This window comes from Sphaerotilus sp. (assembly GCF_034519685.1).
Lineage (GTDB): Bacteria > Pseudomonadota > Gammaproteobacteria > Burkholderiales > Burkholderiaceae_C > Sphaerotilus.
In genome coordinates, this window is record NZ_JAXHOF010000006.1 from 2314893 (window position 1) to 2338443 (window position 23551).

20 protein-coding genes and 1 pseudogene are annotated in these 23551 nt (G+C 69.4%); 10 read left to right on the forward strand and 11 right to left on the reverse strand.

Translation table 11 applies throughout. The features are described from left to right. Nucleotides 1-11: 11 nt before the first annotated feature. The 3 genes from otnI to U5O44_RS21470 form a co-directional block, all read right to left on the reverse strand. Nucleotides 12-827 (reverse strand): 2-oxo-tetronate isomerase, encoded by an 816-nt coding sequence (gene otnI, locus U5O44_RS21460; protein WP_322590406.1) that lies wholly within the window; start codon nucleotides 825-827, stop codon nucleotides 12-14. 63 nt (nucleotides 828-890) lie between these two features. Then, complete coding sequence (locus tag U5O44_RS21465; RefSeq protein ID WP_322590407.1) at nucleotides 891-1547, reverse strand: class II aldolase/adducin family protein; 657 nt, start codon at nucleotides 1545-1547, stop codon at nucleotides 891-893. Nucleotides 1548-1778: 231 nt separating this feature from the next. Next, nucleotides 1779-2956, reverse strand: a protein-coding gene (locus U5O44_RS21470) for an IS3 family transposase (protein WP_322590408.1) whose coding sequence is annotated in 2 segments (ribosomal slippage) — nucleotides 1779-2701 and nucleotides 2701-2956 — 1179 coding nt in all. Because the reading frame shifts where the segments join, the coding sequence is not laid out codon by codon here. Between the two features lie 28 nt (nucleotides 2957-2984). Between U5O44_RS21470 and U5O44_RS21475 the strand changes: the two genes are divergently transcribed. Further along, a protein-coding gene (locus tag U5O44_RS21475; RefSeq protein ID WP_416222209.1) for an IS5 family transposase occupies nucleotides 2985-3784 on the forward strand; the annotation gives its coding sequence in 2 pieces (ribosomal slippage) (nucleotides 2985-3327 and nucleotides 3327-3784; 801 coding nt in all). 75 nt (nucleotides 3785-3859) lie between these two features. Here the strand turns inward: U5O44_RS21475 and U5O44_RS21480 are convergent. Continuing rightward, nucleotides 3860-4138 carry a hypothetical protein gene (locus U5O44_RS21480; RefSeq protein WP_322590410.1) on the reverse strand — a complete coding sequence of 93 codons (279 nt, stop codon included), beginning with the start codon at nucleotides 4136-4138 and terminating at the stop codon, nucleotides 3860-3862. A gap of 167 nt (nucleotides 4139-4305) precedes the next feature. On the opposite strand from U5O44_RS21480, the gene U5O44_RS21485 reads away from it, so the two are divergent. Further along, nucleotides 4306-4830 carry a hypothetical protein gene (locus U5O44_RS21485; protein WP_322590411.1) on the forward strand — a complete coding sequence of 175 codons (525 nt, stop codon included), beginning with the start codon at nucleotides 4306-4308 and terminating at the stop codon, nucleotides 4828-4830. Between the two features lie 40 nt (nucleotides 4831-4870). Next, nucleotides 4871-4984, forward strand: a pseudogene (locus tag U5O44_RS23090) (transposase family protein); the annotation flags it as partial. 70 nt (nucleotides 4985-5054) lie between these two features. Here U5O44_RS23090 and otnK read toward each other — a convergent pair. From otnK to U5O44_RS21500, 3 genes are all read right to left on the reverse strand, one after another. Next, nucleotides 5055-6425 (reverse strand): 3-oxo-tetronate kinase, encoded by a 1371-nt coding sequence (otnK, locus tag U5O44_RS21490; RefSeq protein ID WP_322590412.1) that lies wholly within the window; start codon nucleotides 6423-6425, stop codon nucleotides 5055-5057. Beyond that, nucleotides 6422-7324 (reverse strand): L-threonate dehydrogenase, encoded by a 903-nt coding sequence (gene ltnD / locus U5O44_RS21495; RefSeq protein ID WP_322590552.1) that lies wholly within the window; start codon nucleotides 7322-7324, stop codon nucleotides 6422-6424. Before ltnD ends, otnK begins: the two co-directional genes overlap by 4 nt. A gap of 143 nt (nucleotides 7325-7467) precedes the next feature. Beyond that, entirely contained in the window at nucleotides 7468-8283 is an 816-nt protein-coding gene (locus U5O44_RS21500) for a FadR/GntR family transcriptional regulator (protein ID WP_322590413.1), read from the reverse strand. Nucleotides 8284-8563: 280 nt separating this feature from the next. Here U5O44_RS21500 and U5O44_RS21505 point away from each other — a divergent pair, with 280 nt between their 5' ends. Next, the gene (locus U5O44_RS21505; protein WP_322590414.1) at nucleotides 8564-9625 is read left to right on the forward strand and encodes a hypothetical protein; all 1062 of its coding nucleotides are present in this window, start codon (nucleotides 8564-8566) and stop codon (nucleotides 9623-9625) included. 24 nt (nucleotides 9626-9649) lie between these two features. Here the strand turns inward: U5O44_RS21505 and U5O44_RS21510 are convergent, their stop codons facing one another. Next, a complete protein-coding gene (locus U5O44_RS21510) occupies nucleotides 9650-10243 on the reverse strand; it encodes a malonic semialdehyde reductase (protein WP_322590415.1) in 594 nt (197 codons plus the stop codon). 290 nt (nucleotides 10244-10533) lie between these two features. Here U5O44_RS21510 and U5O44_RS21515 point away from each other — a divergent pair, with 290 nt between their 5' ends. Continuing rightward, the gene (locus tag U5O44_RS21515; RefSeq protein ID WP_322590416.1) at nucleotides 10534-11529 is read left to right on the forward strand and encodes a succinylglutamate desuccinylase/aspartoacylase family protein; all 996 of its coding nucleotides are present in this window, start codon (nucleotides 10534-10536) and stop codon (nucleotides 11527-11529) included. Between the two features lie 21 nt (nucleotides 11530-11550). On the opposite strand, the gene U5O44_RS21520 is transcribed toward U5O44_RS21515, so the two are convergent. Together U5O44_RS21520 and U5O44_RS21525 are read right to left on the reverse strand one after the other, a co-directional pair. After that, nucleotides 11551-13809: a hypothetical protein gene (locus U5O44_RS21520; protein ID WP_322590417.1), complete on the reverse strand. Its 2259-nt coding sequence runs from the start codon at nucleotides 13807-13809 to the stop codon at nucleotides 11551-11553. 98 nt (nucleotides 13810-13907) lie between these two features. Next, a complete protein-coding gene (locus tag U5O44_RS21525) occupies nucleotides 13908-14411 on the reverse strand; it encodes a GNAT family N-acetyltransferase (RefSeq protein ID WP_322590418.1) in 504 nt (167 codons plus the stop codon). Between the two features lie 610 nt (nucleotides 14412-15021). Here U5O44_RS21525 and U5O44_RS21530 point away from each other — a divergent pair. Together U5O44_RS21530 and U5O44_RS21535 are read left to right on the forward strand one after the other, a co-directional pair. Then, nucleotides 15022-15621 carry an IMPACT family protein gene (locus tag U5O44_RS21530; RefSeq protein WP_322590419.1) on the forward strand — a complete coding sequence of 200 codons (600 nt, stop codon included), beginning with the start codon at nucleotides 15022-15024 and terminating at the stop codon, nucleotides 15619-15621. A 149-nt stretch (nucleotides 15622-15770) separates the two neighbouring features. Then, nucleotides 15771-15989, forward strand: a complete 219-nt coding sequence (locus tag U5O44_RS21535; protein WP_322590420.1) for a hypothetical protein — start codon at nucleotides 15771-15773, stop codon at nucleotides 15987-15989. 4 nt (nucleotides 15990-15993) lie between these two features. On the opposite strand, the gene U5O44_RS21540 is transcribed toward U5O44_RS21535, so the two are convergent. After that, the gene (locus tag U5O44_RS21540) at nucleotides 15994-18099 is read right to left on the reverse strand and encodes an Ig-like domain-containing protein (RefSeq protein WP_322590421.1); all 2106 of its coding nucleotides are present in this window, start codon (nucleotides 18097-18099) and stop codon (nucleotides 15994-15996) included. A 146-nt stretch (nucleotides 18100-18245) separates the two neighbouring features. Between U5O44_RS21540 and U5O44_RS21545 the strand changes: the two genes are divergently transcribed. From U5O44_RS21545 to U5O44_RS21555, 3 genes are read left to right on the forward strand one after another with little or no spacing between them, the layout of a single operon-like run. Further along, nucleotides 18246-18866: a DUF2760 domain-containing protein gene (locus tag U5O44_RS21545; protein ID WP_322590553.1), complete on the forward strand. Its 621-nt coding sequence runs from the start codon at nucleotides 18246-18248 to the stop codon at nucleotides 18864-18866. Further along, the gene (locus U5O44_RS21550) at nucleotides 18863-20740 is read left to right on the forward strand and encodes an Hsp70 family protein (protein ID WP_322590422.1); all 1878 of its coding nucleotides are present in this window, start codon (nucleotides 18863-18865) and stop codon (nucleotides 20738-20740) included. The genes U5O44_RS21545 and U5O44_RS21550 overlap by 4 nt, the downstream gene beginning before the upstream one ends. Before the next feature lie 10 nt (nucleotides 20741-20750). Further along, on the forward strand, nucleotides 20751-23531 hold the full coding sequence (locus tag U5O44_RS21555) for an Hsp70 family protein (RefSeq protein ID WP_322590423.1): 2781 nt from the start codon (nucleotides 20751-20753) through the stop codon (nucleotides 23529-23531). The last annotated feature ends 20 nt before the right edge of the window (nucleotides 23532-23551 follow it).

The window sequence follows — 23551 nt, forward strand, 5'->3', positions numbered from 1 at the left end:
GCGTCGGGATGTCAGGTGGCCGTGGCGCGCCGCAGCCAGCCCAGCCCGTCCGATGTGCCCCCCGCGACCGCGCCACGCGCCGGCCGGTATTCGCAGCCGATCCAGCCCTGCCAGCCGCAGGCGGCGGATACCTCGTCGATCACGTCGAACAGGTAGGCGTAGTTCAGCTCGCCCAGGTCCGGCTCATGCCGCATCGGCACGCCGGCGATCTGCAAGTGCCCGACCCGCCCGGTCGGCAGGTACTGGCGCAGCTTCATCGCCACGTCGCCTTCGACGATCTGGCAGTGGTAGAGGTCGAACTGCACTTGCAGGTTCGGTGCGCCGAGGGCCTGCACGATGCGGTGTGCCTCGTCCTGGCGGTTCAGGAAGTAGCCGGGCATGTCGCGCAGGTTGATCGGCTCGATCAGCACGTTCCGTCCGGCCGCAGCGGCACGCTCGGTCGCCCAGGCGATATTCCCTTCGTAGGTGGCCTGCAGCCGCCCGCGGTCGGCGCCCTGCGGCGCGAGACCTGCCATCACGTGGACCCGCGGGCAGCTGAGCGCCTCGGCATAGTCCAGCGCCCGCGCGAAGCCGTCACGGAACTCGGCTTCGCGCCCCGGCAGGCAGGCGATGCCACAGTCACCCGCGTCCCAGTCACCGGGCGGCGCGTTGAACAGCACCTGCTGCAGACCGTGGTCCTTCAGACGCCGGGCGATCTCACCCGCTTCGAAGGCGTAGGGGAACAGGTACTCGACCGCCTGGAAGCCGTCCGCGGCGGCGGCGGCGAAGCGGTCGAGGAAGGCGTGCTCGTTGTATAGCATCGTCAGATTGGCAGCGAAACGGGGCATGGGAGGTCCGGGTTCTGGGGGGGGGATGGCTGGCGCTGGTGCTGTCAATGTCACCAGCGAATGTCACCAGCGGGCGCCGAAATGCTGCCGCAACTCGTCGATCTGCGCCTCGGTCAGCGGTGCAGGGCGGGTCAGCAGCCACAGCCGCGCAGTCTCCTCCAGCTCTTCCAGCACGGCGCTGGCCTCGGCCGGGCTGCGGTGCCAGACGTTGGGGCCGAGGCGGTCGAGCATGACGGCGCGCAGCGGGCGGCCAGCGGCCCGGGCGGCCACGATGCGCTCGGCCACCAAAGCGGCGACGGCCGGGTCGCCAGGGCGGTGGTAGGGCATCAGCGGCACATGGCCGACCTTCATCACGAAGTAGGGCGTGATGGGCGGTAGGAGATCATCGGGGTTCGCCACGCCGGCCAGCGTCAGCGCGACGAGGTGCGTCGAGTGCGTGTGGATCACGCAGCGCGCCTCGGGGTCGGCGGCGTAGATGCGGCGGTGCAGCGCGAGTGTCTTCGAGGCGCGCTCGCCGCCGGTCTGCACGCCGTCGGCATTGACGCAGGCCAGCCGCTCGGGCGACAGTGTGCCGAGGCAGGCATCTGTCGGCGTGATGAGGAAGCCGCCGTCCTCGGTGCGCACGCTGATGTTGCCGGCGCTGGCGTGGACGTAGCCTCGGTTGAACAGCGAGGCGCCGACGCGGCAGACCTCTGTGCGCAGGGCGGTGTCGTCGGGCATGGGGTTTGGCGTCATGAGGCCATGATGCCTGTCTTGCCATCCATCTCTGTGTCGTCAGCGCACCAGCTTTACCGCTTCTGCCTTGAACTCTGCTGTGTAGCTTTAGAGCGGCTAACAAAACCAAACACCCGTCACGTCAGATCCGAGCGATGCTGAGGGGATGAAACAGCAAGAAATCAGTGCGCAGTTGTGGGAACACTGAGGTGTCCTGTCAACCGTGGACAGTCGAAGTTAATGCGCAGAGCGCAGTTGTTGATAGAACTGCCGAGCAAAGACGGCAGGCGGGAGGTTGCCGATGGCGCTGTGGCGACGCTGGCGGTTGTAGAAGACCTCGATCCACTCGGTGATTTCGGCAATGGCCTGAGCGCGGGTGGCAAAGCGCCGGTGGTGGACGAGTTCGTTCTTCAGGCTGCCCCAGAAGCTCTCCATCGGGGCGTTGTCGTAGCAGTTGCCGCGACGTGACATCGACGCCCGCATGCCCAGTGCATCGAGTGCATGGCGGTAGTCGCGGGCGCAATACTGGCTGCCCCGGTCGGAGTGGTGGATCAGCCCGGGCGGGGGTCGGCGCCGGGCATGGGCGTGGCCCAGCGCGCGCAGGCAGAGCTGCTGGGTCATGCGCTCGTCCATCGCATAGCCGACGATCTCTCGGGTACACATGTCCTTGAGTCCGGCCAGGTAGAGCCAGCCCTCGTCGGTGCGGATGTAGGTGATGTCGGTGAGCCAGATCCGATCAGGGGCGCTGGCGGTGAAGTCCTGCAGCAGCAGGTTGTCGGCCACGGGCAGCAGGTGCTCGGAGTCCGTGGTGACGCGAAAGCAGCGCTTCTGCCGGCAACGCAGCGCCATCGTGCGGCGCAGTCGGTCCACACGGTCCCGCCCGGCCTCGAAGCCCTGCGCCCGCAACTCCGCCAGCACCCGGCGCGTGCCGTAGGTCTGGCGGCTGGCCGCATGCACCCCTCGGATGGCCACCTTCAGCCGCTCGTCGTCGCGCTGACGGGCCGAGGCTGGCCTCTCGCACCAGGCGTAGTACCCGCTGCGCGAGACCCCCAGCGCCGAGCACAGCACCGCCACCGGATAGTCGTGTCGAGCCTGCAGCTCCTTCATGACCGCGTACCTTGCAGCGACTCCCTCGCAAAGTACGCGGCCGCTTTTTTTTAGATTTCGCGCTCCATCTCCACCCGCGCCAGTTCCCGGCGCAGCCGGCTGACCTCGGCCTTCAGTTCCGCCACCGAAGGCTCGGCCGCCTTCAGCGCCTGCGCTCCCCGGCGCTGGCTGCTCGCCACCCAGTTGCTCAGCGAGCCCTTCGGAATGCCCACTCTCTGGGCTGCTTCCTGGTGTGACAGCTTCTGTTCCAGCACCAGCTTTACCGCTTCCGCCTTGAACTCTGCTGTGTAGCTTTGGTTCTTCTTCATCGTCTTTCTCGTCGTGTCACCGGGTCAAGTGGGTGTCCACGGAAGTCAGGCTACCTCACACATCCGCCCGCTGCTGCCAGAGCCCAAGCCCGCCAGTCCTCGCGGAGGGCGCCCCCGTATTGCCGACGAACTCGTGCTCAACGGCATCGTGTACGTTCTGCGAACGGGCATCCCATGGGAAGAGCTGCCTCAAGCGCTGGGCTGGGGCAGCGGCATGACGTGCTGGCGACGACTCCAGCAGTGGCACGAGGCGGGTGTGTGGCACGGGCTGCACATGCTGCTGCTGGAGCATCTCAGGCGCAACGACGCGCTCGACTACAGCCGCATGTGCATCGATGGCTCCAGCGTGGCCAGCCCCCGGGGGGGCCGCACACTGGGCCGAACCCGACCGACAGGGGCAAACTCGGCTCCAAGCGCCATGTGCTGACTGACGCCAACGGCACGCCGGTGATGTTCTGCGTCACGGGCGCGAACCGGCATGACTCGGTGGTGTTCGAGGAGATGATCGATGCGCTGCCAGCGATCAAGGGCAAGCCCGGCAGGCCCCGGCGCTGGCCCGACAAGCTCCATGCGGACAAGGCCTACGACTGCAAACGCTGTCGCCAGCATCTCAGGCGGCGGGGCATCCGGGTGCGCATCGCCCGCAAGGGCATCGAGAGCAAGGAGCGTCTGGGCCGTCACCGCTGGGTGGTCGAGCGCACGCATGCGTGGCTGGCGGCCTTCGGCAAGCTCCGGGTGCGCTTCGAGCGCAGCATCACCACCCATGTGGCTCTTTTGTCCCTGGCCTGTTCCATCATCTGTCTGCGGACTCTGCGCAGGTTGTGTTAGCCGCTCTTAGTTCTCTTTATCGTCTTTTCCGTCGTGTCACTGGGTCAAGTGAGTGTCCACGGAGGTCAGGCCACTTCAGTGGACAACGGTTTCCCAGCATTCGCCGATCGTCCCCGCAGGGCAGCTCATTTGAAGATTTATCTGCTGCGCGTCAATAGGTGAACCACCAATATCTCTGACTGCCAATCCAGTATCCCTGGCGATGCCACCGGACTCCAGCCCTGCGCCCCACATGGATCGATAAAGTACCGAGGGAGCGCCCCAGGACAGAATTGCGTTTTTGGCAACTATTTCGCTTTCAGAACAAACAATGGCATGTTTTGCCCTCATTTCTGGGTCTTCTTGCCAGAACATCCCTTCACGCTCCCGAAAAACGTTCCGATCTTTAAACGATCAGGCAATCCTTCATTCAAAGGGTCGTGGATAATGAAACCCACCCACATGGGTGGATCCTGATTCGAAAAAAATGGCCTCCATGGCCATTCCCGTCAGAACTTTCTTGGCACACGCTGGGGTGAAGAATGCAAGTTGATGCAGAACTGGCTTGGGACGCAACATGTCTGCGCAGGGAACGTGTTTTGTTGACGTTGCGAGACAACGCCGGACATTCCGCCTCGGTCGAACTGACACCGACCGAGGCCTTGCGACTGGCCCGTGTGTTGGCAGGCGAGATGCATGGAAGCAGCCCTGACACTTGGCTGGTGGAGCGCCTGGCGGGCACGGGGCGACTCTGGCTGACCCTCAGTTCGACGTCCCGTGGCATGGTTCGCATTTCCCGGATCGAGATGAACGATGACAGCGCAGCGCAACTGTCCCACTGCCTGGGCCGTGCCGCACTCGAATGCCACTCCGAACCGAGCAATCTGCAGCAACTGCACAGAGCCATGCTGCGGCTTCTGCGCTCGATGCTCCGCTGGGGCGTTGTACATACACGCCCGTTGACGCGCCAGCACCAGTTGTGGATTAACCGCCTTCACCGCTCGATGGTGGTCCTGTACCGCACCACGGCAAACATCGAACGGACCCTGTCGACCCGGTCGCACTGACGACACACCCTGGATTGAGCCACACGACAGGCTGGGGCATCTGTCGGCGTTCGCCGATCTGGCAGACCCGAGAGACAGCGTGCGCTGCCGCTACCCGCTGCAGGAGCTGCTGCTGGTGGCACTGGCGGGGGTGGCCAGCGGGGCAGAAGACTGGGTGGACGTGCAGGGCAATAGCACCACCGTGTCTATCCGTAACAAGCCCATCCACCGACTGATTCAGGCACTCACTTTGTGCATGGTCCAGGGAGCACGGCGTCAGTCCGAAGAGGCCTTGCAGATTGAAGTGGCCTGTCCTGTGCTGAAAGCCGCGACAACGCTCTGCCAAAAAAATCCACCCCCCCGAAATTCCCCGACTTCAGCGCCACCTGCAGCACCTCGCCCGGACAGACCGGCGAGCGCGCCGCGGTCCACGGCACTCCCGGGTCGATCTGCGGCCCGATCGCCATCTGCGTGATGCCCAGCGCCTGCACGACCGCGCCGGACGTTTCCCCGCCCGCGACCACCAGTTGCCGCACGCCGGCCTGCACCAGCCCTGCGGCAATGTGCGACAGCGTGCGCTCCACCAGCTCGCCCGCTTCGGTGACGCCCAGGCGAGCCTGCACGGCGCGGACGGCTTCCGCTTCGGCCGTGGCGTAGACCAGCACCGGGCCTTGCGCCAACCGCGGTGTGGCCCAGGCCAGCGCTTGAGCGGCCACGTCCTCGCCGGCGGCGATGTCCAGCGGGTTCACTGCGAAGGCTGCGCCGCCATGCTGGCGGAAATGCAGCACCTGCGCGTTGGTCGCCACCGAGCAACTGCCCGACACCACGGCGCGCAGGCCGCTGGCGGCGGGCAGTCGGTCCGCCACGTCGCTTGCCGGGAGCACCCCGGTGGCCTGCCAGTTCCGCGGCAGGCCGATGGCGATGCCCGAGCCGGCGGTCACCAGCGGCATCCCGGCCAGCGCCTGCCCGATCAAGAACAGGTCGCCATTGCTCACCGCGTCCACCACGGCCATGCCCACTCCGTCGGCTTGTAAATCGCGGAACCGCTGCGCGATGGCCTCGGCGCCGTGCGAAACGACCGCCTGATCGACGAGTCCGACGCGCCGCCGCGTCTGCGCCTGCAGCACACGCACGAGGTTGGCGTCGGTCATCGGCGTCAGCGGGTGGTGGCGCATGCCGCTGTCCGACAGCAGCACGTCGCCGACGAAGAGGTGGCCCTTGAACACCGTGCGCTGGTTGTCCGGGAAGGCGGGGCAGGCGATGGTGAAGCCCTGGCCGGGGCCGTGCAGCGCGTCGAGCAGGGCGTCGGTGACCGGGCCGATGTTGCCGGCCGGGGTCGAGTCGAAGGTGGAGCAGTACTTGAAATACACCTGCTCCACGCCCTGCGCCTGCAGCCAGCGCAGCGCCGCCAGCGACTGCGCGACGGCCTCATCCGCGGGGATGGTGCGCGACTTCAGCGCGACCACGAGGGCGTCGGCGTCCACCGGCGCGTCGGCATCCGCGGGCACGCCGATGGTCTGCACGGTGCGCATCCCGCTGCGCACGAGGTTGTTGGCGAGGTCGGTCGCGCCGGTGAAGTCGTCGGCGATGCAGCCGAGCAGGGGGCGGCGGCTCATGGCTTGGACTCAGGTTGCGGCAGCGTGATGCCGGGGAAGATCTTGATGACCGCCGAGTCGTCCTCGCGCCCGAAGCCGGCGCTGGAGGCCTGCATGAACATCTGGTGCGCCGTGGCCGAGAGCGGCAGCGGGAACTTGGTCGCCCGCGCCGTGTCGAGCACGAGGCCGAGGTCTTTGACGAAGATGTCCACCGCCGACAGCGGCGTGTAGTCGGCCGCCAGCACATGCGCCATGCGGTTCTCGAACATCCAGCTGTTGCCGGCGCTGTGCGTGATGACCTCGTAGAGTGCGGCGGCGTCCACCCCTTCGCGCAGGCCGAGCGCCATCGCCTCGGCGGCGGCGGCGATGTGAACGCCGGCCAGCAACTGGTTGATGATCTTCACCTTGCTGCCGTTGCCGGCCTGGTCGCCGAGCCGGTAGACCTTGGTCGCCATCGCGTCGAGCGCGCCGCCGACCTTGGCATACGCCTCGGGGCGGCCGGCGGTCATCATCGTCATCTGGCCCGCGGCGGCCTTGGCGGCGCCGCCGGAGATGGGCGCGTCGAGGTAGAGCAGGCCCCGCTCGGCCAGCCGGCCTTCGAGCTGGACGGACCAGTTCGGGTCTACCGTCGAGCACATGACGAACACGCTGCCCGGCCGCATCGCCGCCGCCGCGCCGCCGTCGCCGAACAGCACCGCCTCGGTCTGCGCGGCGTTCACCACCACGCTCACGAGGATGTCGCAGTGCGCCGCCAGCTCGGCCGGGCTGGCGCAGGCCACACCGCCTTCGGCCGCAAACGCCTGCGCCGCCTCCGGTCGCACATCGCAGACGTGGACCCGGTAGCCCGCCCGGCGCAGCGAGGCCGCCATGCCTCGGCCCATTGCGCCGAGGCCGATGACGCCGATGGGCGTCGGGTGCATTTCAGGGGTTGTCTGGCTCAAGGGGGTCTCCACAGGACGGTTCGGTCTTTATTTGTCACGTCATCTGGTTGTCATACAAATTGTGGGCGTCCAGCCCCCCAATGTGCAGCGGGGTTTTCCCGCGCAGTGGGCCGAGGCATCGCTCAGCGCTGACGCGACGCGGTGCCCAGTTCGGCGCGCAGCCGATCGGCCAGCGCCAGTCCTTGCGCCGCCCAGAACGCCGGGTCGGCCTGCCCGATGCGCTCGGCGGCGTGGACCATGTGCAGCGCCCCGGCCGCGCGGGCCCTGTTCACATCGCCCGCCTCGATCGCGGCCACGATGGCGGCGTGTTCATTGCGCACCGCCTGTTCCTGGTCCTGGCGACGGGCTTCGTTGGCCCGTGTGACGCGGGTGGCGTCGAGCAGGAACTGGTTGAGGTAGCCCAGCGTTGCCAGCAGGAAGGGATTGCGCGCGGCCTGCGCGACGGCGGCGTGGAAGGCCACATCCTCCGTGACGCCGTCGCCGCCACTGGCCACCGCCTTGTCGATGGCTTGCATCGCCACCTTGATCTGCTTGAGTGCCTGCGGCGTGCGGCGCGCGGCGGCCAGTGCGGCGCACTCGGCCTCCAGTGCGCGGCGCACCTCGACCATCTGGATCACCGCGTCGACCGAGCCGTCCGGGGCCAGCACCAGCTGGTCGAGTGCCGTTCTGGGCACTGCGCGGACAAAGGCGCCGGAGCCTTGGCGTGACTCGACCAGCCCCAGTGTCTTCAGCCGCGACAGCGCCTCGCGCACCACCGTACGGCTCACGCCGAAGCGCTCGACCAGCGCCGCTTCGGTCGGCAGGCGCTGGCCCGGCTGGAGTTGTCCGTCACGGATGCCCACCGCCAGCGCGTCCGCCAGTTGCTCGGACAGCCGCGCGCCGACCTTCAGGGCGGGCATGCCACTGAAGGCATCCGTGGGGCGATCGGCGAAGGGCATGGTCAGGGTCCGGGTTCTGGGGCCGCCAGCCGTGGCGGCTGCATGGGTTGCATGGGCTGTATGACAACAATATAAACCTTGTTGGCTGGTGCAGAACGTCAGCGCCGATGCGACGTTCTTTGATTCCTTGGCGGGAAATTTAATTTGCCTTTAAGTTTTCCGCCTTACTATTTTTTACATGTAGAAACAATTTTTACTAAAAAAGTAAAACCAAGTTGTCTGCATGCTGGTGAGTAAAACCGCGCAAATCCGCGCAAAACACTGTTCCCTTGGAGACTTCATGCTGAACACGCGACAAAAGAATCTTTCGCTCCTCAAGGTGGCCGTCGCCACGCTGTGCGCGTGGGGCGCAAGCGCTGCACACGCCGAGGTTTTCAGCGTGGAGGGCGCCGTGCGCTCGATCACGGCCCTGGTCGGTGGTGAATACCGTGTGGTGTGTGGCAACCACAGTGTTTTCGTGAATGCCTCGACCAGAATCACCTCTCCGGTCGGAACATTGACGCTGGCGCAACTGGCCAGCACCGAGCCGTTTCCTGATGCAGGTTTCAATTCGATGACCGGTGCGCCCCGTGTCGGTTTTGTCGGGGCCATGTGCGTGGCCGACGGGAATGACACGACACGACCGGGCAGTTATCTGGCGACAGATCTCTATGTCGAGGTCAGCGAGAACGTGGTCGTGGGTACCGTGACCGGGGCGAATCCGCTGGCGGTCAATGGCGTGGTGATCCAGCCGCTGGTGGACAGCCGCATCAGCGCATACAAGCCCGCGACAGGTTACTGGAACGCGAACGGCACCCACCCGGCGGGAACGGGTCCGTTCCTGACGCCGTCCCTGAACGTGGAGGTGGCGCGCAATGAACTGGGCTTCGGGGTGGACCTGTCGCAAGTCACCGTGGGTTCGCTGGGGTCGTTCGATGGCTATTACGCAGGCAATGGCACCGATTTCTACGCCTACAGCATCGAAGTCAATACCAATGCCTTGCTGCGCACCGATCCACGGCCCAGCATCACCCGTGCGAACTGCCGCAACCGCAACACGGCCAACCGGGATGAACTGGATGTGCGCGGCGGTTGCGTGATTCGCCCGGGTGCGAACAACGTGTCCGTGCAATTGCACGGGCAGACGTCGACGGGCGCTCTGCAACTTCTGGCCACGGTCAATTGCACGGCCGCACCGCTGGACGGTCTGCCGCAGCCGGTGGGATTCCAGTTCGGCTCATACCGGGTTTCTGCCAGCAACCTGAATTTCGCGGGCAACGTCTGCCCGGACCGCCTGCGGGCCACGACCGTCCAGAATGGGATCACGCGCTACGACTGGAGCGATTTCCGCGTCGTGCGCTGACCAGGCGGCTCGGCGTGGTGCGGATCAGGCGATCCGCACCACCTCCTCGAACGCCAGCCGCGGCCCGCGCGGGTAGTTGCCCGACGTGTCGCCCCAGCCGAGGTTGACCATGAAGTTGACCTTGAAGCGGCCGTCCGGGAAAAACGCTTCGTTGACCGCGGCTGGGTTGAAGCCGCTCATCGGGCCGGCGTCCAGGCCGAGCGCACGCGCCGCCAGGATCAGGTAGGCGCCCTGCAGCGAGCTGTTGCGGAAGGCGGTGTCCGCGGCCAGCCCGGCATTCCCGGCGAACATGTCGCGCGCGGCCGGCATCACCGGGAACTGCGTCGGCAGGTGGTCGAAGAAGGCGGTGTCCTGGGCGATGATGGCCGTGACCGGCGCGCCCATCGTCTTGTCCACGTTGCCCGGGGCGAGCGTCGCCTTGAGCAGCGCCTTGGCCTCGGCGCTGCGCACGAAGACGATGCGCGCTGGCTGGCAGTTCATCGAGGTCGGACCCCACTTGAACAGGTCGTAGAGCTGCTGCAGCGTGGCGTCGTCGACGGGGCGGTCGGTGAACTTGTTGAAGGTGCGCGCGCTGCGCAGGAGCTGGTCGAGGGCGGCGTCGTTCAGGGGCGTGTTCATGGGTGTGTTCATGGGTGTGCAGGCTTTCATCGGCAATCGACCCGGACATCGGGTGCTGCCGATTCTCCCTGTTTGCTATGCACCCAGCAGATCGCTCCGGTCGTTCAGATCCACCCCCGTGCGCAGCCCCTGCTCAATCCGCGAGCATTCCAGAAAATGTCACGCTGTGACAGGCACTTGGCTGCACTCCGCACAGCTTGTCCCCAGGGTTATCCACAGACTCCGGGGATAACCGACCAAGGGAAGACGCGGAGCCCGTCCCCGGGGCGTGCGCGGCTATGCTCCCAGCCATGAGCCTCCCGACCGCCCACCCGACCAGCCTGCGCGTTCACCAGTACCTTGGCCTGCAGCCCGGCCCGCGGCTGATCGTGCTGGGCGCCGTGCATGGCAACGAGACCTGCGGCACCACGGCGCTGCATGCGGTGATCGAGGCGTTCGACCAAGGCCGGCTGACGCTGCGGCGCGGCCAGCTCACGCTGGTGCCGGTCACCAACGCGCTGGCCCATGCTCGCCATGCCCGCGAAGGCGAGCGCAACCTGAACCGCAAGCTGGTGCCCCCGGCGATTCCGCAGGATTTCGAGGACCGGGTGGCGCGCGTGCTGTGTCCGCTGCTGCGGGCGCACGAGGTGCTGCTCGACCTGCACTCGTTCCACACGGCGGGCGAGCCGTTCGTGATGGTCGGACCACGCGACAACGACGGCCTGCTCGAACCCTTCGCGCATGAACAGGCCGAGGCGGCGCTGGCCGCGTCGCTCGGGCCGCGGCTGATCGTCGAGGGCTGGCTGGAGACCTATGCGCGCGGGGTCGAGCGCCGCCGCGCGCACCCGGTCACCGCGGCGCAGGCCATGCCGGACCCGCAGTTCGGCGTCGGCACGACCGAGTACATGCGCGCTTGTGGTGGCTACGGGGTCACGCTCGAATGCGGGCAGCATGACGATCCGCAGGCACCCGCCGTGGCGCACCAGGCGGTGATGCGCACGCTGCGGCTGCTGGGCATGGTCGATGCGGAGGTGGCCGAGCCGGCGCCACAGGTGCCGGCAGCACCAGATACCGCGCACACCGTGATGTGCCTGTTCGACGTGGTCGACTGCGAGCATGCGGGCGACCGGTTCACCCGCGAGTGGGCGAGCTTCGACCCGGTGCAGGCCGGCGAGGTGATCGGCCACCGCGACGACGGCCGTGCGGTGCTGGCGCAGACGGACGGCTGGATCGTGTTCCCGAACCCGCGGGCCCAGGTGGGGCAGGAGTGGTTCTACCTGGCGCAGGCCAGCGCGCGTGCGCTCTGAGGCGGCGACCTGCCGGCCGCCTCAGCGCAGGCGTGTCGCAAGGTCTGCCGCGCCCGGCACTCCCTTGGCCTGCGCATAGCCCAGATAGCGGCGTGCGGCGACGAGATCGCGGCGCAGGCCGTTGCCGCTGGCGAGCCGGCGGCCCAGCTCGAAGCAGGCGCTGGCGTGGCCGAGGTCGGCGGCGTGCTGCAGCGTGGCCAGGCCCGCTTGCACGCCACCCAGCCGTGCCGACAGCGCCGGCTGCAGCTGGAGCAGCGCCAGGGTGTAGAGCGCCTCGGGCTGGTGCGGATCGGGCAGGGCATCGAGTGTCGAGGCCGCTGCCTGCAGGGCGGTCGCCGAGCGGCTGTTCAGCGCGAGCGTGGCCCGCGCCCGCCCGACCACAGCCGCGCTGGCGAGGCGGGGGTCACGCTCCAGGCCGGCCAGCAGACGCTCTGCTGCGCGGGGATCGGGGCCCTTGCCGTCCAGGCCCAGCAGCCGCTGCCAGGCGCGGACCAGCTGCGCGCGCGGGTCGACGGGTGTCTGCGCGAGGGCCTGCTCCAGGGTGCTTGCGTCGGGGTACTGCCGCAGCTGGTAGTCCTTGCCTTCGGTGAGCAGCCAGGCGTCGAGCTGCTGGACCAGCGCGCTGGTGGCCCGGGCCTGTGCGGTCTGGTGCTGGATCTGCGGCAGGCGGCCCACGGCAGCCGCACTCGCCAGCGCCACCAGCGTCGCCGCGGCGAGTGTGTGCAGCTGCCACCGCCGCACCGCAGCCGAGCGCCGCAGCGGGCGCAGCAGCCGGTCGGCTTCGGGCACCTGCAGCGACCGGGCCAGGCGCTGACGCACCTGCCACTCGGCCAGCGTCCAGGCCAGGGCACCGAGGCCCACGGCCAGCAGCGCCGCCGTCGCCAGCCCCATGTGCGGGCTGCCCAGTCCCGCCGCCAGCGCGGCGACCACCCCGACACCCACCAGACCCAGCCAGCGTGGACGCCAGACCCGCTGCAGCCAGAGGCGCTCGATGGCGTACCGCACGGCCTCCAGCGCGCGGGGCGGATACGCCTCGTCGACCAGACCCGGGTGTTGCCGCTCGATGTCGGACTGCAGCGTGCGTGCGGCGATCTCGCGGTTCAGTGGAGACTGCAGGAAACGCTGCAGCGCCTCGACCAGATGCCGGCCGGTGCCCGCGGCGTTCTTTTCCAGCGTGGCGAGGTCGTGTGCCAGCAGCACCGCAGCGATCCCTTGCAGGTCGACCACCTCCAGCGCTGGGCCGATGGCGACAAACTGCATCGCCTGTCCCGCCACCTGCAGCCGACCCTGGCGCACCGGCAGCCTCAGCCGGTGGATCGCCTGCACTGCCAGCGGTGCCGTCGTGTAGCGCACCTGGTCCAGTGTGCACACCGTGTCCAGCATGCCCACATCGGCGAAGCGGGCGGCGATCGCGGCTGCCACGGCCGGATCGGGGTGGTGGATCTCCAGCAGGTCTTCGGCGTCAAGCCGCTCCCGCAGCCGCCCCCAGCGGTGCATCCAGCCGCTGGACCGGCAATCCGGGCAGTCCTGTGTCTGCTGGCCGTGGCAGTCGGCGCAGGCGATGCTGCCCGAGGCGTGGCAGCGTGTGCAGTCTGTTTCGCCTTGGCCCGCGCAGGCCGTGCAGGCCAGCCAGCCCTGGCTGCAGGCAGCACAGGGCACCAGCGCGTCGGGTGGCGTGTCCTTGACGCCCCGGACCACCGCCCGCCCTTCGCAGACGCGGCAGGCGATGCGCCCCAGTCCCCGGCAGTCGCGGCAGGTGCAGCGCTGGCGGCCCAGGCAGTCCGGGCAGGTCTTCGCGCCGCGGCCTTCACAGGTCTGGCAGACGATGCGGCCGGTCTGTGTGCAGCGGGGACAGCCCCACTCGGTGCCCAGGGTCTCGCCCACCTGGTCGCCGAACAGCACAGCACCGGACAACAGCCGCCGGTAGCGACCGGGCTCTTCGGTGGCCCACTGCTGGATGCGGGTGGCGACGGTCGACTCCGCGGTGGCCAGTTGCTGCTGCAGCGTGGCATCCAGCGCCGCAGAGTCCGGGCAGCGTGCGGTGCCGGGCGACAGCGGTCCGGGCTGGGTGCTGGTCTCGATGTCCAGCTCTGCACGCTGGCGGGTGGTGACCAGCAGCTCGGCGCTGCTGTCGGTGTCCGCGGCCAGTTCCTTGAGGTCGCTGGTCTTGAAGCGGGTGGTGGCCTCGATCCGTGCGCCCACGACATCGGCGATGCGCAGCCGCCGTCCCGCTGGCTGCCCCGGTTCCAGCCCCTGTCCTCGCCCCCGCACACTCGACATCCAAGACCCCGACCACTGTTGCCATCTCACCCAAGAATGGAAAGATTACACAACAAAGGCGTCTGCCCCGGCCAGGCGGGCGCTCGGACGGAGCGAATTCAGCGCGGCATCGGCGAGCGGCTGCGGAACCAGGCGAGGTAGACCAGGCGGTACAGCGTGCGCAGCGGTCGACCGTCGAGCATGACCTGCGGGCGCGGGCAGCTGGCCGGGGCGTCACTGACGGACAGGGTCTTGCGGTGGACCACCACCTGCAGGCCCAGCTCCGTGGTGGCTTCGTGCAGACGCGCATAGCCGTGGCGCTCGTACAGGTTGAGTGCCGCGACATTCGACGTCAGGCACTGCAGACCGATGTGCTGGCACTGCCAGTCCCGGCAGATCGACTCGAAGTGTTCGACCATCCGATGGGCGATGCCCTGGTGGCGAAAGCGCTCGTCCACGGCCAGCAGGTTCACCCACAGCGTGTCGGTGTCATGCCGCGGCTGTGCGTGCAGGAATCCAGCCACCTCGCCGTCGACCCGGGCGACACGAAAATAGGGCAGCTGGTGGCAGAGCCAGTAGCCCATGTTCTGCTCGGTTTCCAGCGGGAAATTGCGGGCCACCATCTTGCAGATGCTCGACCAGTCGCGCACACCCGCCGGTTCGATCCGGACACGCGCGGCAATCGAAGGGGCATTGCGCAGAACGCTGGGCTGAGTTTCAACCGCCGGCGCCGCCGGGCGATCAGACCGCTCGCGTCGAAGGGGCTTGTCAAGTGGGTACGGTGTGTCGGACAGCAGCATGGTGGACCTGTCTCTTGTATAGGGAAACTGCCGCGGTGAAGCTGCGGAATTTCGGATGGATCTGATGGTGTCGGTGGGACTTGCCTTGGCTGGCAACACTTGTATAAATCGCAACTGCTGCAAGACTTGCAACACTGAAACTGGCCTTGATGCTATCGACTGCCGTGCAGATTTATAGTCCTTGGCCGAGGGGGGCTATTCGGGTGCCCGACCGTTCAACCACAGCCTGTCCTTGCACCTTCCGCGCGGTAATTCCGCACGGGTTTTGGCCAAGTGCCGGTGTTCCCGTGGAGTTCCGCGCAGTTTCAGCAGAGCACAGAGGGAGATTTTTCCGTTTGCAGTGCGGCGCCCGGATGAATTGTTCAAATCGAGAAACTCCGTACTCCGTAATTCTTGTTTCGTATGCCGCCACGTCACTTTCGCTCCTGCACCCATGCCCAGCACCCTGGCCCATCCCGTTCACAGTGAACTGATCATCAAGAAGAGCCGCTTCATCGGCTGTGTCCAGCCCGTGGCGAACCGTGCGGATGCCCTGTGCGTGGTCGAGGCCCTGTGGCGCAGCCACCCAGGCGCGCGCCATGTCTGCTGGGCGCTGATGGCGGGCGGGCACTCTGCGGCCGTGGACGATGGGGAGCCCGGCGGAACGGCAGGCCGGCCGATGCTGGATGTCCTGCGCCACCAGGATCTGGACGGCGTGCTGGCCACGGTGGTGCGCTACTTCGGGGGCGTCAAGCTGGGCGCCGGGGGACTCGTGCGGGCCTATACCGACAGCGTGGCGCAGGCGCTGCTGGGGGCCGACAAGGTGCCACTGTGTCGGATGCAGGCGCTGGCCTGCGAAGTGCCCTATGCCGCGGAAGGGGTGGTGCGGCGGGAACTCGCGGCGGTGGGGGCCGTGCAGCTGGTGGTGCACCATGGCAGTCAGGTGCAATTCGACTTCAGCGTGCCGGAACATGTTGCGCCGGGCTTGGTGGCCCGGCTCTCGGATGCCACCCAGGGCCGGATCGGCTGGCGCAAGGCGGCCGAGGCCGCATGAATCTCCCCTGATCCTCGGCTGTTACGTGCTGGTACATCTGGACATAAGAATGTATAAAGAGTGAAATAAATCACCAATTGGAGGGCGCTGTGTATGTGGAACCCCGACTTGACGATGTCGCGCATCAGTGGCGACAGGAAGGGCTTCAGATGAGCCGCCCGGTTGTCCTGCCTGCGCCGCCCCAGCGCGAACTGCCGCCACAAACGCTGGAGACTGCCGGCGCGTTCGACCCGCAGGCGTGGACCTGTTCCGTGTGCGGCAAGCTGCGGCTGCGGGAGCTGCTGCACAGCAAGGCCATCCTGGGCCGGCAGCAGCTGGTGTGCGCGCCGTCCTGCCTCGGGGCAGAGCGGCGCGCCAGCGGTCGCTGATCCGTCAGGGCTGCGATACCGCCGCGAGCTTGTACATCGCGTAGAAACGCGCAAATTCCCGGCCATTCACATCACGCGCCCACAGGTGCACACCGTCTGCCGTGGCGCCGCCGACGAAGTTCGGTGGCGCCACGCTGGTGTCGCAATGGGCATCCGCCGTGGTCTGGCGCGAGCAGCGGATGCTGCCCGTCCGGGCGGTGGAGAGCACGGACTCCTGGTCGTTGAACGCACCACTCGTCGGCGCGCGGCCCCACAGCTTGATGTTGGTCGGTGCCAGCGCGGTGTCCGGCACGGTCCAGTTCATCGTCACGCTGCCCGTGGCAGGCAGCGGCACCCGGCCGTTGATCGGACTCGCCTCGGCCGTGACGCTGGCCAGGTCGCTGTCGGCCAGCTGCGCCAGGCCCCGCTGGCGCAGCTCGGCGATCGTCATCGGGCGGGCGCGGGTCTTGAAGTGCTGGGTCGCCGCCACGGCATCGGGGTTGCTGGCGAGGTAGTACTCGAACTTCCAGACCGAATGCGCGGACATGCCCGCCAGATCGCTGTCGCTGATGTCGTTGTCGGCAAAGAACAGGCTGGTGTCGCGGCTGGACGGGTGACCAGGCACGGTGGCGTCGGCGAATGTGCTGCGCAGTCGCAGGAAGTTCGTGTTGGATGTGGTGCTGCCCTTGAGCAGACCGAGGTAGGAACTGCCCGCCAGCGGTTTCAGCACGAGCCGGTGCGTCGCCCTGGGCGTGGTGACGACGACACGGTCGAAGATTGGCTGGCCGTTGCTGTCGGTGGTGTTGCTGACGTTGAGGGTGTAGCCGATGCTGTCGTAGTCGAGGCCGGACTGGTTCAGCGTGATGAAGTGGCGCTGCTGGTGGTAGGCCGAGACGCCGCCGTCGTAGGCGTACTGGTTGCCGATCAGGCGCAGCGTGGCACGGCCCGTGTCGTCGTCGGTCTTGCGCACTACCAGGATGCCGCTGTCCACGGCCTGCGTGGTCGGGTTGGTCGTGGTGAAACCGACCACGAGGTCGCCGTTCTCGCGGCTGAACTCGTAGCTGCCGCGGCTGAACACGACCCCGGTGGCACCGGCCCGGAATATCCCGCCGAACGCCCCGCTGGTGCCGACACGCAGGCCGCTGTGCAGGTAGCCGGTCGGGTTGTTGTCCACGAACAGGCCGGTGCAGGCGGGGGCGGTGATCGCGCTGCCGGTGGCGCTGGTGGCGGTGCTGCTGACACGCTCGGCGACGGGCAGGGCGTAGCAGGCCGACAGGCGCGTCATCAGGTCGGCGATCAGCGGCGAGGTGCCGTCCTCGACCAGCGAGGCGCGCTCCACCGCGGGCAGGACGGGCGCGGCGGTCGCCGCCGCGCTGTTGAAGCGGATCTCGGCCGGCTCCTCGCCCTCGGCGCGCTGCTGGCGCACTGTGATCTGGATGTTGGCGCTGCTGGCGCTGTCGGGTGTGATGGTGATCTTCAGGCTGTCGAGCAGCTTGTCGTGTCCTCGCCCGTCGGCGTCGAAGCGGCCGCGCAGCAGGTCGTCCGAGGTGGTGCCGGTGGCGTCCAGCACCGGCTTGAGCATCGCCCGCACCTCCTCGACCTTGCGGTTCACCGCAGCGGTGTCCACGGTGACGGCGCGGGTGGCAATCTCCTTGCCCAGCTGGGTGGGGTCGCCCGAGGGGCTCAGGCGCGAGGCGACCAGCGTGGTGATGGGCGTCACGTTCACCGTGCCGCTGGACGGCAGGTCCTGCACGCTCACCAGCGTCACGTCGTCGCGCTTGGCCACCAGCACGAATGGCGCCTGTGCCCCGGTGCTCAGCGTGACGCTGAACTGGCCATCGGCGCCGATCGAGTCGATGCGGCCGACTTCGGCGCCGGTGGCGTCGGTGACGGTGAGCGTGGCGCCGACCAGGGCGGCGCCGGTGGCGACCGTGCCGGACAGTGTCACCGCGGTGGTGACCGCCTGTGCGGGTGAGGGGCTCGGGGCCAGGGCGGTCTCGGTGGTGCCGCTGCTGCCACCGCCACCGCCACCGCACGCGGCAAGGGCGAGCACGGCGGCGCTGGCCAGGGCGAGGCGGTGGATCCGTTGGTGACGCTGTCGCGCAAGGTGCTGGGGCTGGTGCGGGGTCATGGCGGGTCTGGGGTAGTGGGGACGATCTGGCGCTATCGGCATCGCCGCGCGGAGCTTGAACTTGAATCTCCCGGGATGCCCTGTGCGTCCGGTGCGGTCGGCCCGCATCGATAGAATCGATCGATTCCTTGCTCCCCGTTGTCCCGATGCCGAACCCGAACCGTTCCTCCAGTCCGCCGCCATCCTTCCTGCGCCGCCTTTCGATGGCGTTCGGCGTGCTGTTCAGCGGCGAGCGAGCACAGCGTTACCTCGCGGCCGACGAACCCCTGGCGGCCGCGCCCGAGCCGGTCGCTCCGCCACCGGCACCTGTGCCCCCACCTGCGCCGGTGCCCGTGCCGCCACCCGCTCCCGTCGCTCCGCCGCCCCAGATCATCACGCTGAAGGAGGCGACGCCCGACGCCGCGCTGCAGTTGCTCGGCCTGCTCCAGCGCGAGGCCCGCCTGATCGACTTCGTGCAGGAAGACCTCGCCGGCCACGCCGACGCCGATGTCGGCGCTGCCGCTCGCCTCGTCCACGAAGGCTGCCGCAAGGTGCTGGCCGCGCATTTCACGCTTGCCCCGGTGCGCCCCGAGGAAGAGGGCCGCCGCATCACGCTGCCCGCCGGCTTCGACGCCAGCGCCGTGCGCCTGACCGGCAATGTCGTCGGCCAGGCCCCGTTCACTGGCACGCTCAGCCACCGCGGCTGGCGCGTCACCGAGGTGCGGCTGCCGCAGCGCGCCGAACACCACGACGCCGCCATCGTCGCGCAGGCGGAGGTGGAGCTGTGAGCGCCGATCTGTCGAACAACGCTCCCCGCTACAGCCTGGGCATCGACCTGGGCACCACGCACTGCGCCCTGGCCTGGGTCGATCTGCAGGCCAGTGACGCCCGCGACGACGGCCAGACCGTCCACGGCGTGCTGACGGTGCCGCAGGTCACGGCGCCCGGCACGGTCGAGTCGCGCGACCTGCTGCCGTCCTTCCTCTACCTGCCGCACGCCGACGAACTCGCCGCCGGCGACCTGAGCCTGCCCTGGGGCGAGGAGCAGGGCGGCTCGGTCGGCGCCATGGCCCGCCAGCGCGGGGCGACGACGCCGATCCGCCTGGTGTCGAGCGCCAAGAGCTGGCTGTGCCACCCCGGCGTGGACCGCCGGGGCGCGATCCTGCCCGCCGAGGCGCCGGCCGAGATCGCCCGCGTGTCGCCGCTGGAGGCGTCGCGGCGCTACCTCGCGCACCTGCGCGACGCCTGGAACCACGCCCATCCCGAGGCGCCGTTCAATGCGCAGACCGTCACCGTGACGATCCCCGCCTCGTTCGACCCCGCCGCCCGCGAGCTGACCGCCGAGGCCGCCCGCGAGGCCGGTTACGGCGCGGTCACGCTGCTGGAGGAGCCGCAATCGGCGCTCTACAGCTGGATCCAGACCAGCCAGGGCGCGTGGCGCAAGGCGGTGAAGCCGGGTGACGTGATCCTGGTGGTCGATGTCGGCGGCGGCACGAGCGACTTCTCGCTGATGGCGGTGCTGGAGCGCGAGGGCAATCTCGAACTCACCCGCGTCGCCGTCGGCGACCACATCCTGCTCGGCGGCGACAACATGGACCTGGCGCTGGCGCACACCGTCGCGCGCAAGCTCGCCGCCGAGGGCAAGACGCTCGACCCGTGGCAGATGCGCGCGCTGACCCACGCCTGCCGCGCCGCCAAGGAAGTGCTGCTGTCCGACCCGGACGCGCCGGCCCAGCCGCTGGTCGTGCCGAGCCGGGGCTCGAAGCTGATCGGCGGCTCGATCCGCACCGAACTCACCCGCGCCGAGGTCAGCGCGATCATCCTGGAAGGCTTCTTCCCGCAGGTGCCGGCGTCGGCCCGCCCAGTGCAGAAGCCGCGCATCGGCTTGACGCAGCTCGGTCTGCCCTATGCGCAGGACGCGGCCATCAGCCGCCACCTCGCCGCCTTCCTCGGCCGGCAGGTCGGCGCACTGGCCGAGCTGGAGGGCCTCGCGGCGCGCCAGCCCGAAGACGCGACCTTCCTGCACCCGACGGCGGTGCTGTTCAACGGCGGCGTCTTCCGCGCCGGCCCGCTGGCGCAGCGCACGCTGGACACGCTCAACGCCTGGCTCGCCGAGGACGGCGCCCCGGCGGCGCGGGCGTTGGACGGCGCTGATCTGGACCTGGCCGTGGCGCGCGGCGCGGCCTATTACGGCCATGTGCGGCGCGGGCGCGGCGTGCGCATCCGGGGCGGCACGGCGCAGGCCTACTACGTCGCCATCGAGTCGTCGATGCCCGCCGTGCCCGGCTTCGAGGCGCCGATGCAGGCGCTGTGCGTCGCGCCATTTGGCATGGAGGAGGGCAGCGACGTCGCGATCGACGCCCAGCCGTTCGGGCTGGTCGTGGGCGCGCCGGTGCAGTTCCGCTTCATGGGCTCGTCGGTGCGCCGGCAAGACGCGGCCGGCACGCTGCTCGACTTCTGGTCGCCGGACGAACTGCTCGACGTCGGCGACATCCAGGCCACGCTGCCCACCCAGGGCCGCACGCCGGGCGAGGTCGTCGCCGTGACCCTGCACGCCGGCGTCACCGAAGCCGGCACGCTCGAACTCGCCGCCGTCCCCCTCGGCGGCACCGAGCGCTGGAAGGTCGAGTTCGACATGCGCGGCCAGTCCTCGGCCGGGTGACGGCGGGGTGATGTCGGTTTCAGGGCCGTTCCTCGTCGGCATCGACCTCGGCACCACGCACACCGTGGTCGCCAGCGCCCCGGCCCGCACGGACGGGGCCGAGATCACGCTGTTCGACATCCCCCAGTGGACCGGGCCGGGCGAGTGGTCGGCCCGCCCGCTGCTGCCCTCGGTGCGCTTCCACCCGCTCGACGCCGCGCCCCTGGTTGGCCACCACGCCCGCCAGCTCGGCGCGCAGGTGCCCGGCCGCCTCGTCAGCAGCGCCAAGAGCTGGCTCTCGCACCCCAGCGCCGACCGCCTCGCGCCCATCCTGCCGTGGGGCGCGGACGACAGCGTCGCCAAGGTCTCGCCGGTCGAGGCCAGCGCGTCCTACCTTGCCCACGTCCGCAGCGCCTGGGACCACGCCCACCCGGACGCGCCGCTCGACGCGCAGACCGTCGTGCTCACCGTGCCCGCGTCCTTCGACGAGGCGGCGCGGGCGCTGACGCTGCAGGCGGCCCGGCTGGCCGGCCTGCCGACGCTGACGCTGGTGGAGGAGCCGCAGGCCGCGTTCCAGGACTGGCTGTTCCGCCACCGCGAGACGCTGGCCACGGCGCTGGCGGGCGTGCGGCGCGTGCTGGTGTGTGACGTGGGCGGCGGGACGACCGACTTTTCGCTGATCGACGTCGGGGCGCCGGAGCGGCCGGGTGGCCTGCCGACGTTGCGCCGCAGCGCGGTCGGCCAGCACCTGATGCTCGGCGGCGACAACATGGACCTGGCGCTCGCCCACCTCGTCGAGCGGCGGCTGGCCGAGGCGGCGGGTGGCACGGTGGCGCCGCTGTCGAGCGCGCGGCTGTCGCAGCTCATCGGCCGCTGCCGCGTCGCCAAGGAGCAGTTGCTCGCAGCGGACGCGCCCGAGCGCGTGACGGTGACGCTGCTCGGCGGCGGCTCGCGGCTGATCGGCCAGGCACAGTCGGTGGACCTGTCGCGCGACGCGGTGCGGGCGCTGCTGGTGGACGGCTTCTTTCCGCGGGTCGGGCGGCACGAGACGGCGCGGCGGGCGCGTGGCGGGCTGGTCGAGTTCGGCCTGCCGTACGCGAGTGATGCGGCCATCACGCGCCAGCTCGCCAGCTTCCTGCAGCAGCACCTGGCCGCGGACGCACCGCTGCCGGACGCGGTGCTGCTCAATGGCGGCGTGTTCCGCGCCGAGGCGCTGGCCGAGCGGCTGCTGCAGACGCTGGCCGACTGGCGTGGCGGCGTGGCGCCGCGCCTGCTGCACCACGACAACCCGGACGTGGCGGTCGCCCGCGGCGCGGTGGCGCACGCGCTGGCGCGGCAGGGCCGGGCGCCGCGCATCGGCGGTGGGGCGGCGCGCAGCGTGTTCCTGCTGCTGGACGATGCACCAAACGAAGACGGCCGCCCGGTGCGCACCGTGTGCCTGCTGCCGCGTGGCAGCGAGCCGGGCCGGCCGCTGGCGCTGGCCGAGCGCACCTTCGCGTTGCGCCTGGGCCAGCCGGTGCGCTTCCACCTGGCGACCTCGACGACCGAGACCGGCGCGCCGCCCGTGGCCGGCGAGCTGCGCACGCTCACCGCCGACACGCTGCACGCCCTGCCGCCGATCGCCACGGTCATCCCCCCGACCGAGGCCACCGCGGGTCGCCGCGACCTGCCCGTGCGGCTGGAGGCCACGCTGGCCGAGGTCGGCACGCTCGACGTGCGCTGCGTCAGCGTCGATGACCCGGCGCAGCACTGGCAGCTCGAATTCCAGTTGCGCGGCACCACCCCCATCACCCCGGCGGCCAGCGCCGTGCAGTCCGACACCCGGCTCGCGCCGCGCCTGCCCGAGGCGATCGCGCTGCTCGACCGCGTCTTCGGCGCCAAGACACAGAAGCTCGCGCCCAAGGAGATCAAAGGTCTGCGCCTGCAGCTCGAACACCTGCTCGGCCACCGCGATCGCTGGTCCCGCCCGCTGGCGCGGCGGCTGTTCGACGTGCTGTGGCAGCGCGCCCGCGGCCGCCGCCGCTCGGCCGACCACGAGCGGCTGTGGCTGAACCTCGCCGGCTGGTGCCTGCGCCCGGGGTTCGGTGATCCGCTGGATGCGTGGCGGGTGGAGCAGGTCTGGACGATCTTCGAGGCCGGCGCCGAACACCGCAGCGACCCGCAGGTTGCGACGCAGTGGTGGACGCTGTGGCGCCGCGTGGCGGGTGGTCTGCCGGAGGCGGCGCAACTGCGCCTGCTCGACGATTTTGGCTACAACCTGCAGGCGGCCGAGCACCCCGGTGCGCCGCTGCCGCCCAAGCCGCCCGGCCTCGTCAAGGGCGGCCACGACGACATGGTCCGCCTCGGCGCCGCGCTGGAGCGCATCCCGCCCGAGCACAAGGCCGAGGTCGGCGACTGGCTGCTGCAGCCCTTCACCGACGGAGCCACGGCCCTACCCAACACCACGCCCGAGCGCGACGAGCTGCGCCTGTGGGCGGTCGGCCGGCTCGGGGCGCGCCAGCCCTTCCACGGCAGCGTGCATGGCGTCGTGTCGGCGGAGGTCGCCGCGCGCTGGATCGACACGCTGCTGGCGCTCGACTGGAAACGCCGCCGCATGGCCGCCTTCGCCGCTGCGCAGCTTGCTCGCATGACCGGCGACCGCCTGCGCGACCTCGACCCGGATCGCCGCGCCGCGGTGCTCGCGCGGCTGGCCAGCGCGGGCGCGGCGCCGAGCTGGTCGGCGATGGTGCGCGAGGTGGTGCAGCTCGACGCGGCGGACGAGCAGGCGCTGTTTGGCGAGTCGCTGCCGGTCGGGCTGGTGCTGGTCGGATAAGGCCGCCGACCTGGCCGCTG

Bases quoted from the DNA above. Each gene is read 5' to 3' on its own strand.
- otnI (WP_322590406.1), bottom strand. From the start codon at position 827: ATGCCCCGTTTCGCTGCCAATCTGACGATGCTATACAACGAGCACGCC.
- U5O44_RS21465 (WP_322590407.1), bottom strand. From the start codon at position 1,547: ATGCCCGACGACACCGCCCTGCGCACAGAGGTCTGCCGCGTCGGCGCC.
- U5O44_RS21480 (WP_322590410.1), bottom strand. From the start codon at position 4,138: ATGTTCTGGCAAGAAGACCCAGAAATGAGGGCAAAACATGCCATTGTT.
- U5O44_RS21485 (WP_322590411.1), top strand. From the start codon at position 4,306: ATGCAAGTTGATGCAGAACTGGCTTGGGACGCAACATGTCTGCGCAGG.
- otnK (WP_322590412.1), bottom strand. From the start codon at position 6,425: ATGAGCCGCCGCCCCCTGCTCGGCTGCATCGCCGACGACTTCACCGGC.
- ltnD (WP_322590552.1), bottom strand. From the start codon at position 7,324: ATGCACCCGACGCCCATCGGCGTCATCGGCCTCGGCGCAATGGGCCGA.
- U5O44_RS21500 (WP_322590413.1), bottom strand. From the start codon at position 8,283: ATGCCCTTCGCCGATCGCCCCACGGATGCCTTCAGTGGCATGCCCGCC.
- U5O44_RS21505 (WP_322590414.1), top strand. From the start codon at position 8,564: ATGCTGAACACGCGACAAAAGAATCTTTCGCTCCTCAAGGTGGCCGTC.
- U5O44_RS21510 (WP_322590415.1), bottom strand. From the start codon at position 10,243: ATGAACACGCCCCTGAACGACGCCGCCCTCGACCAGCTCCTGCGCAGC.
- U5O44_RS21515 (WP_322590416.1), top strand. From the start codon at position 10,534: ATGAGCCTCCCGACCGCCCACCCGACCAGCCTGCGCGTTCACCAGTAC.
- U5O44_RS21520 (WP_322590417.1), bottom strand. From the start codon at position 13,809: ATGTCGAGTGTGCGGGGGCGAGGACAGGGGCTGGAACCGGGGCAGCCA.
- U5O44_RS21525 (WP_322590418.1), bottom strand. From the start codon at position 14,411: ATGGTGGCCCGCAATTTCCCGCTGGAAACCGAGCAGAACATGGGCTAC.
- U5O44_RS21530 (WP_322590419.1), top strand. From the start codon at position 15,022: ATGCCCAGCACCCTGGCCCATCCCGTTCACAGTGAACTGATCATCAAG.
- U5O44_RS21535 (WP_322590420.1), top strand. From the start codon at position 15,771: ATGAGCCGCCCGGTTGTCCTGCCTGCGCCGCCCCAGCGCGAACTGCCG.
- U5O44_RS21540 (WP_322590421.1), bottom strand. From the start codon at position 18,099: ATGACCCCGCACCAGCCCCAGCACCTTGCGCGACAGCGTCACCAACGG.
- U5O44_RS21545 (WP_322590553.1), top strand. From the start codon at position 18,246: ATGCCGAACCCGAACCGTTCCTCCAGTCCGCCGCCATCCTTCCTGCGC.
- U5O44_RS21555 (WP_322590423.1), top strand. From the start codon at position 20,751: ATGTCGGTTTCAGGGCCGTTCCTCGTCGGCATCGACCTCGGCACCACG.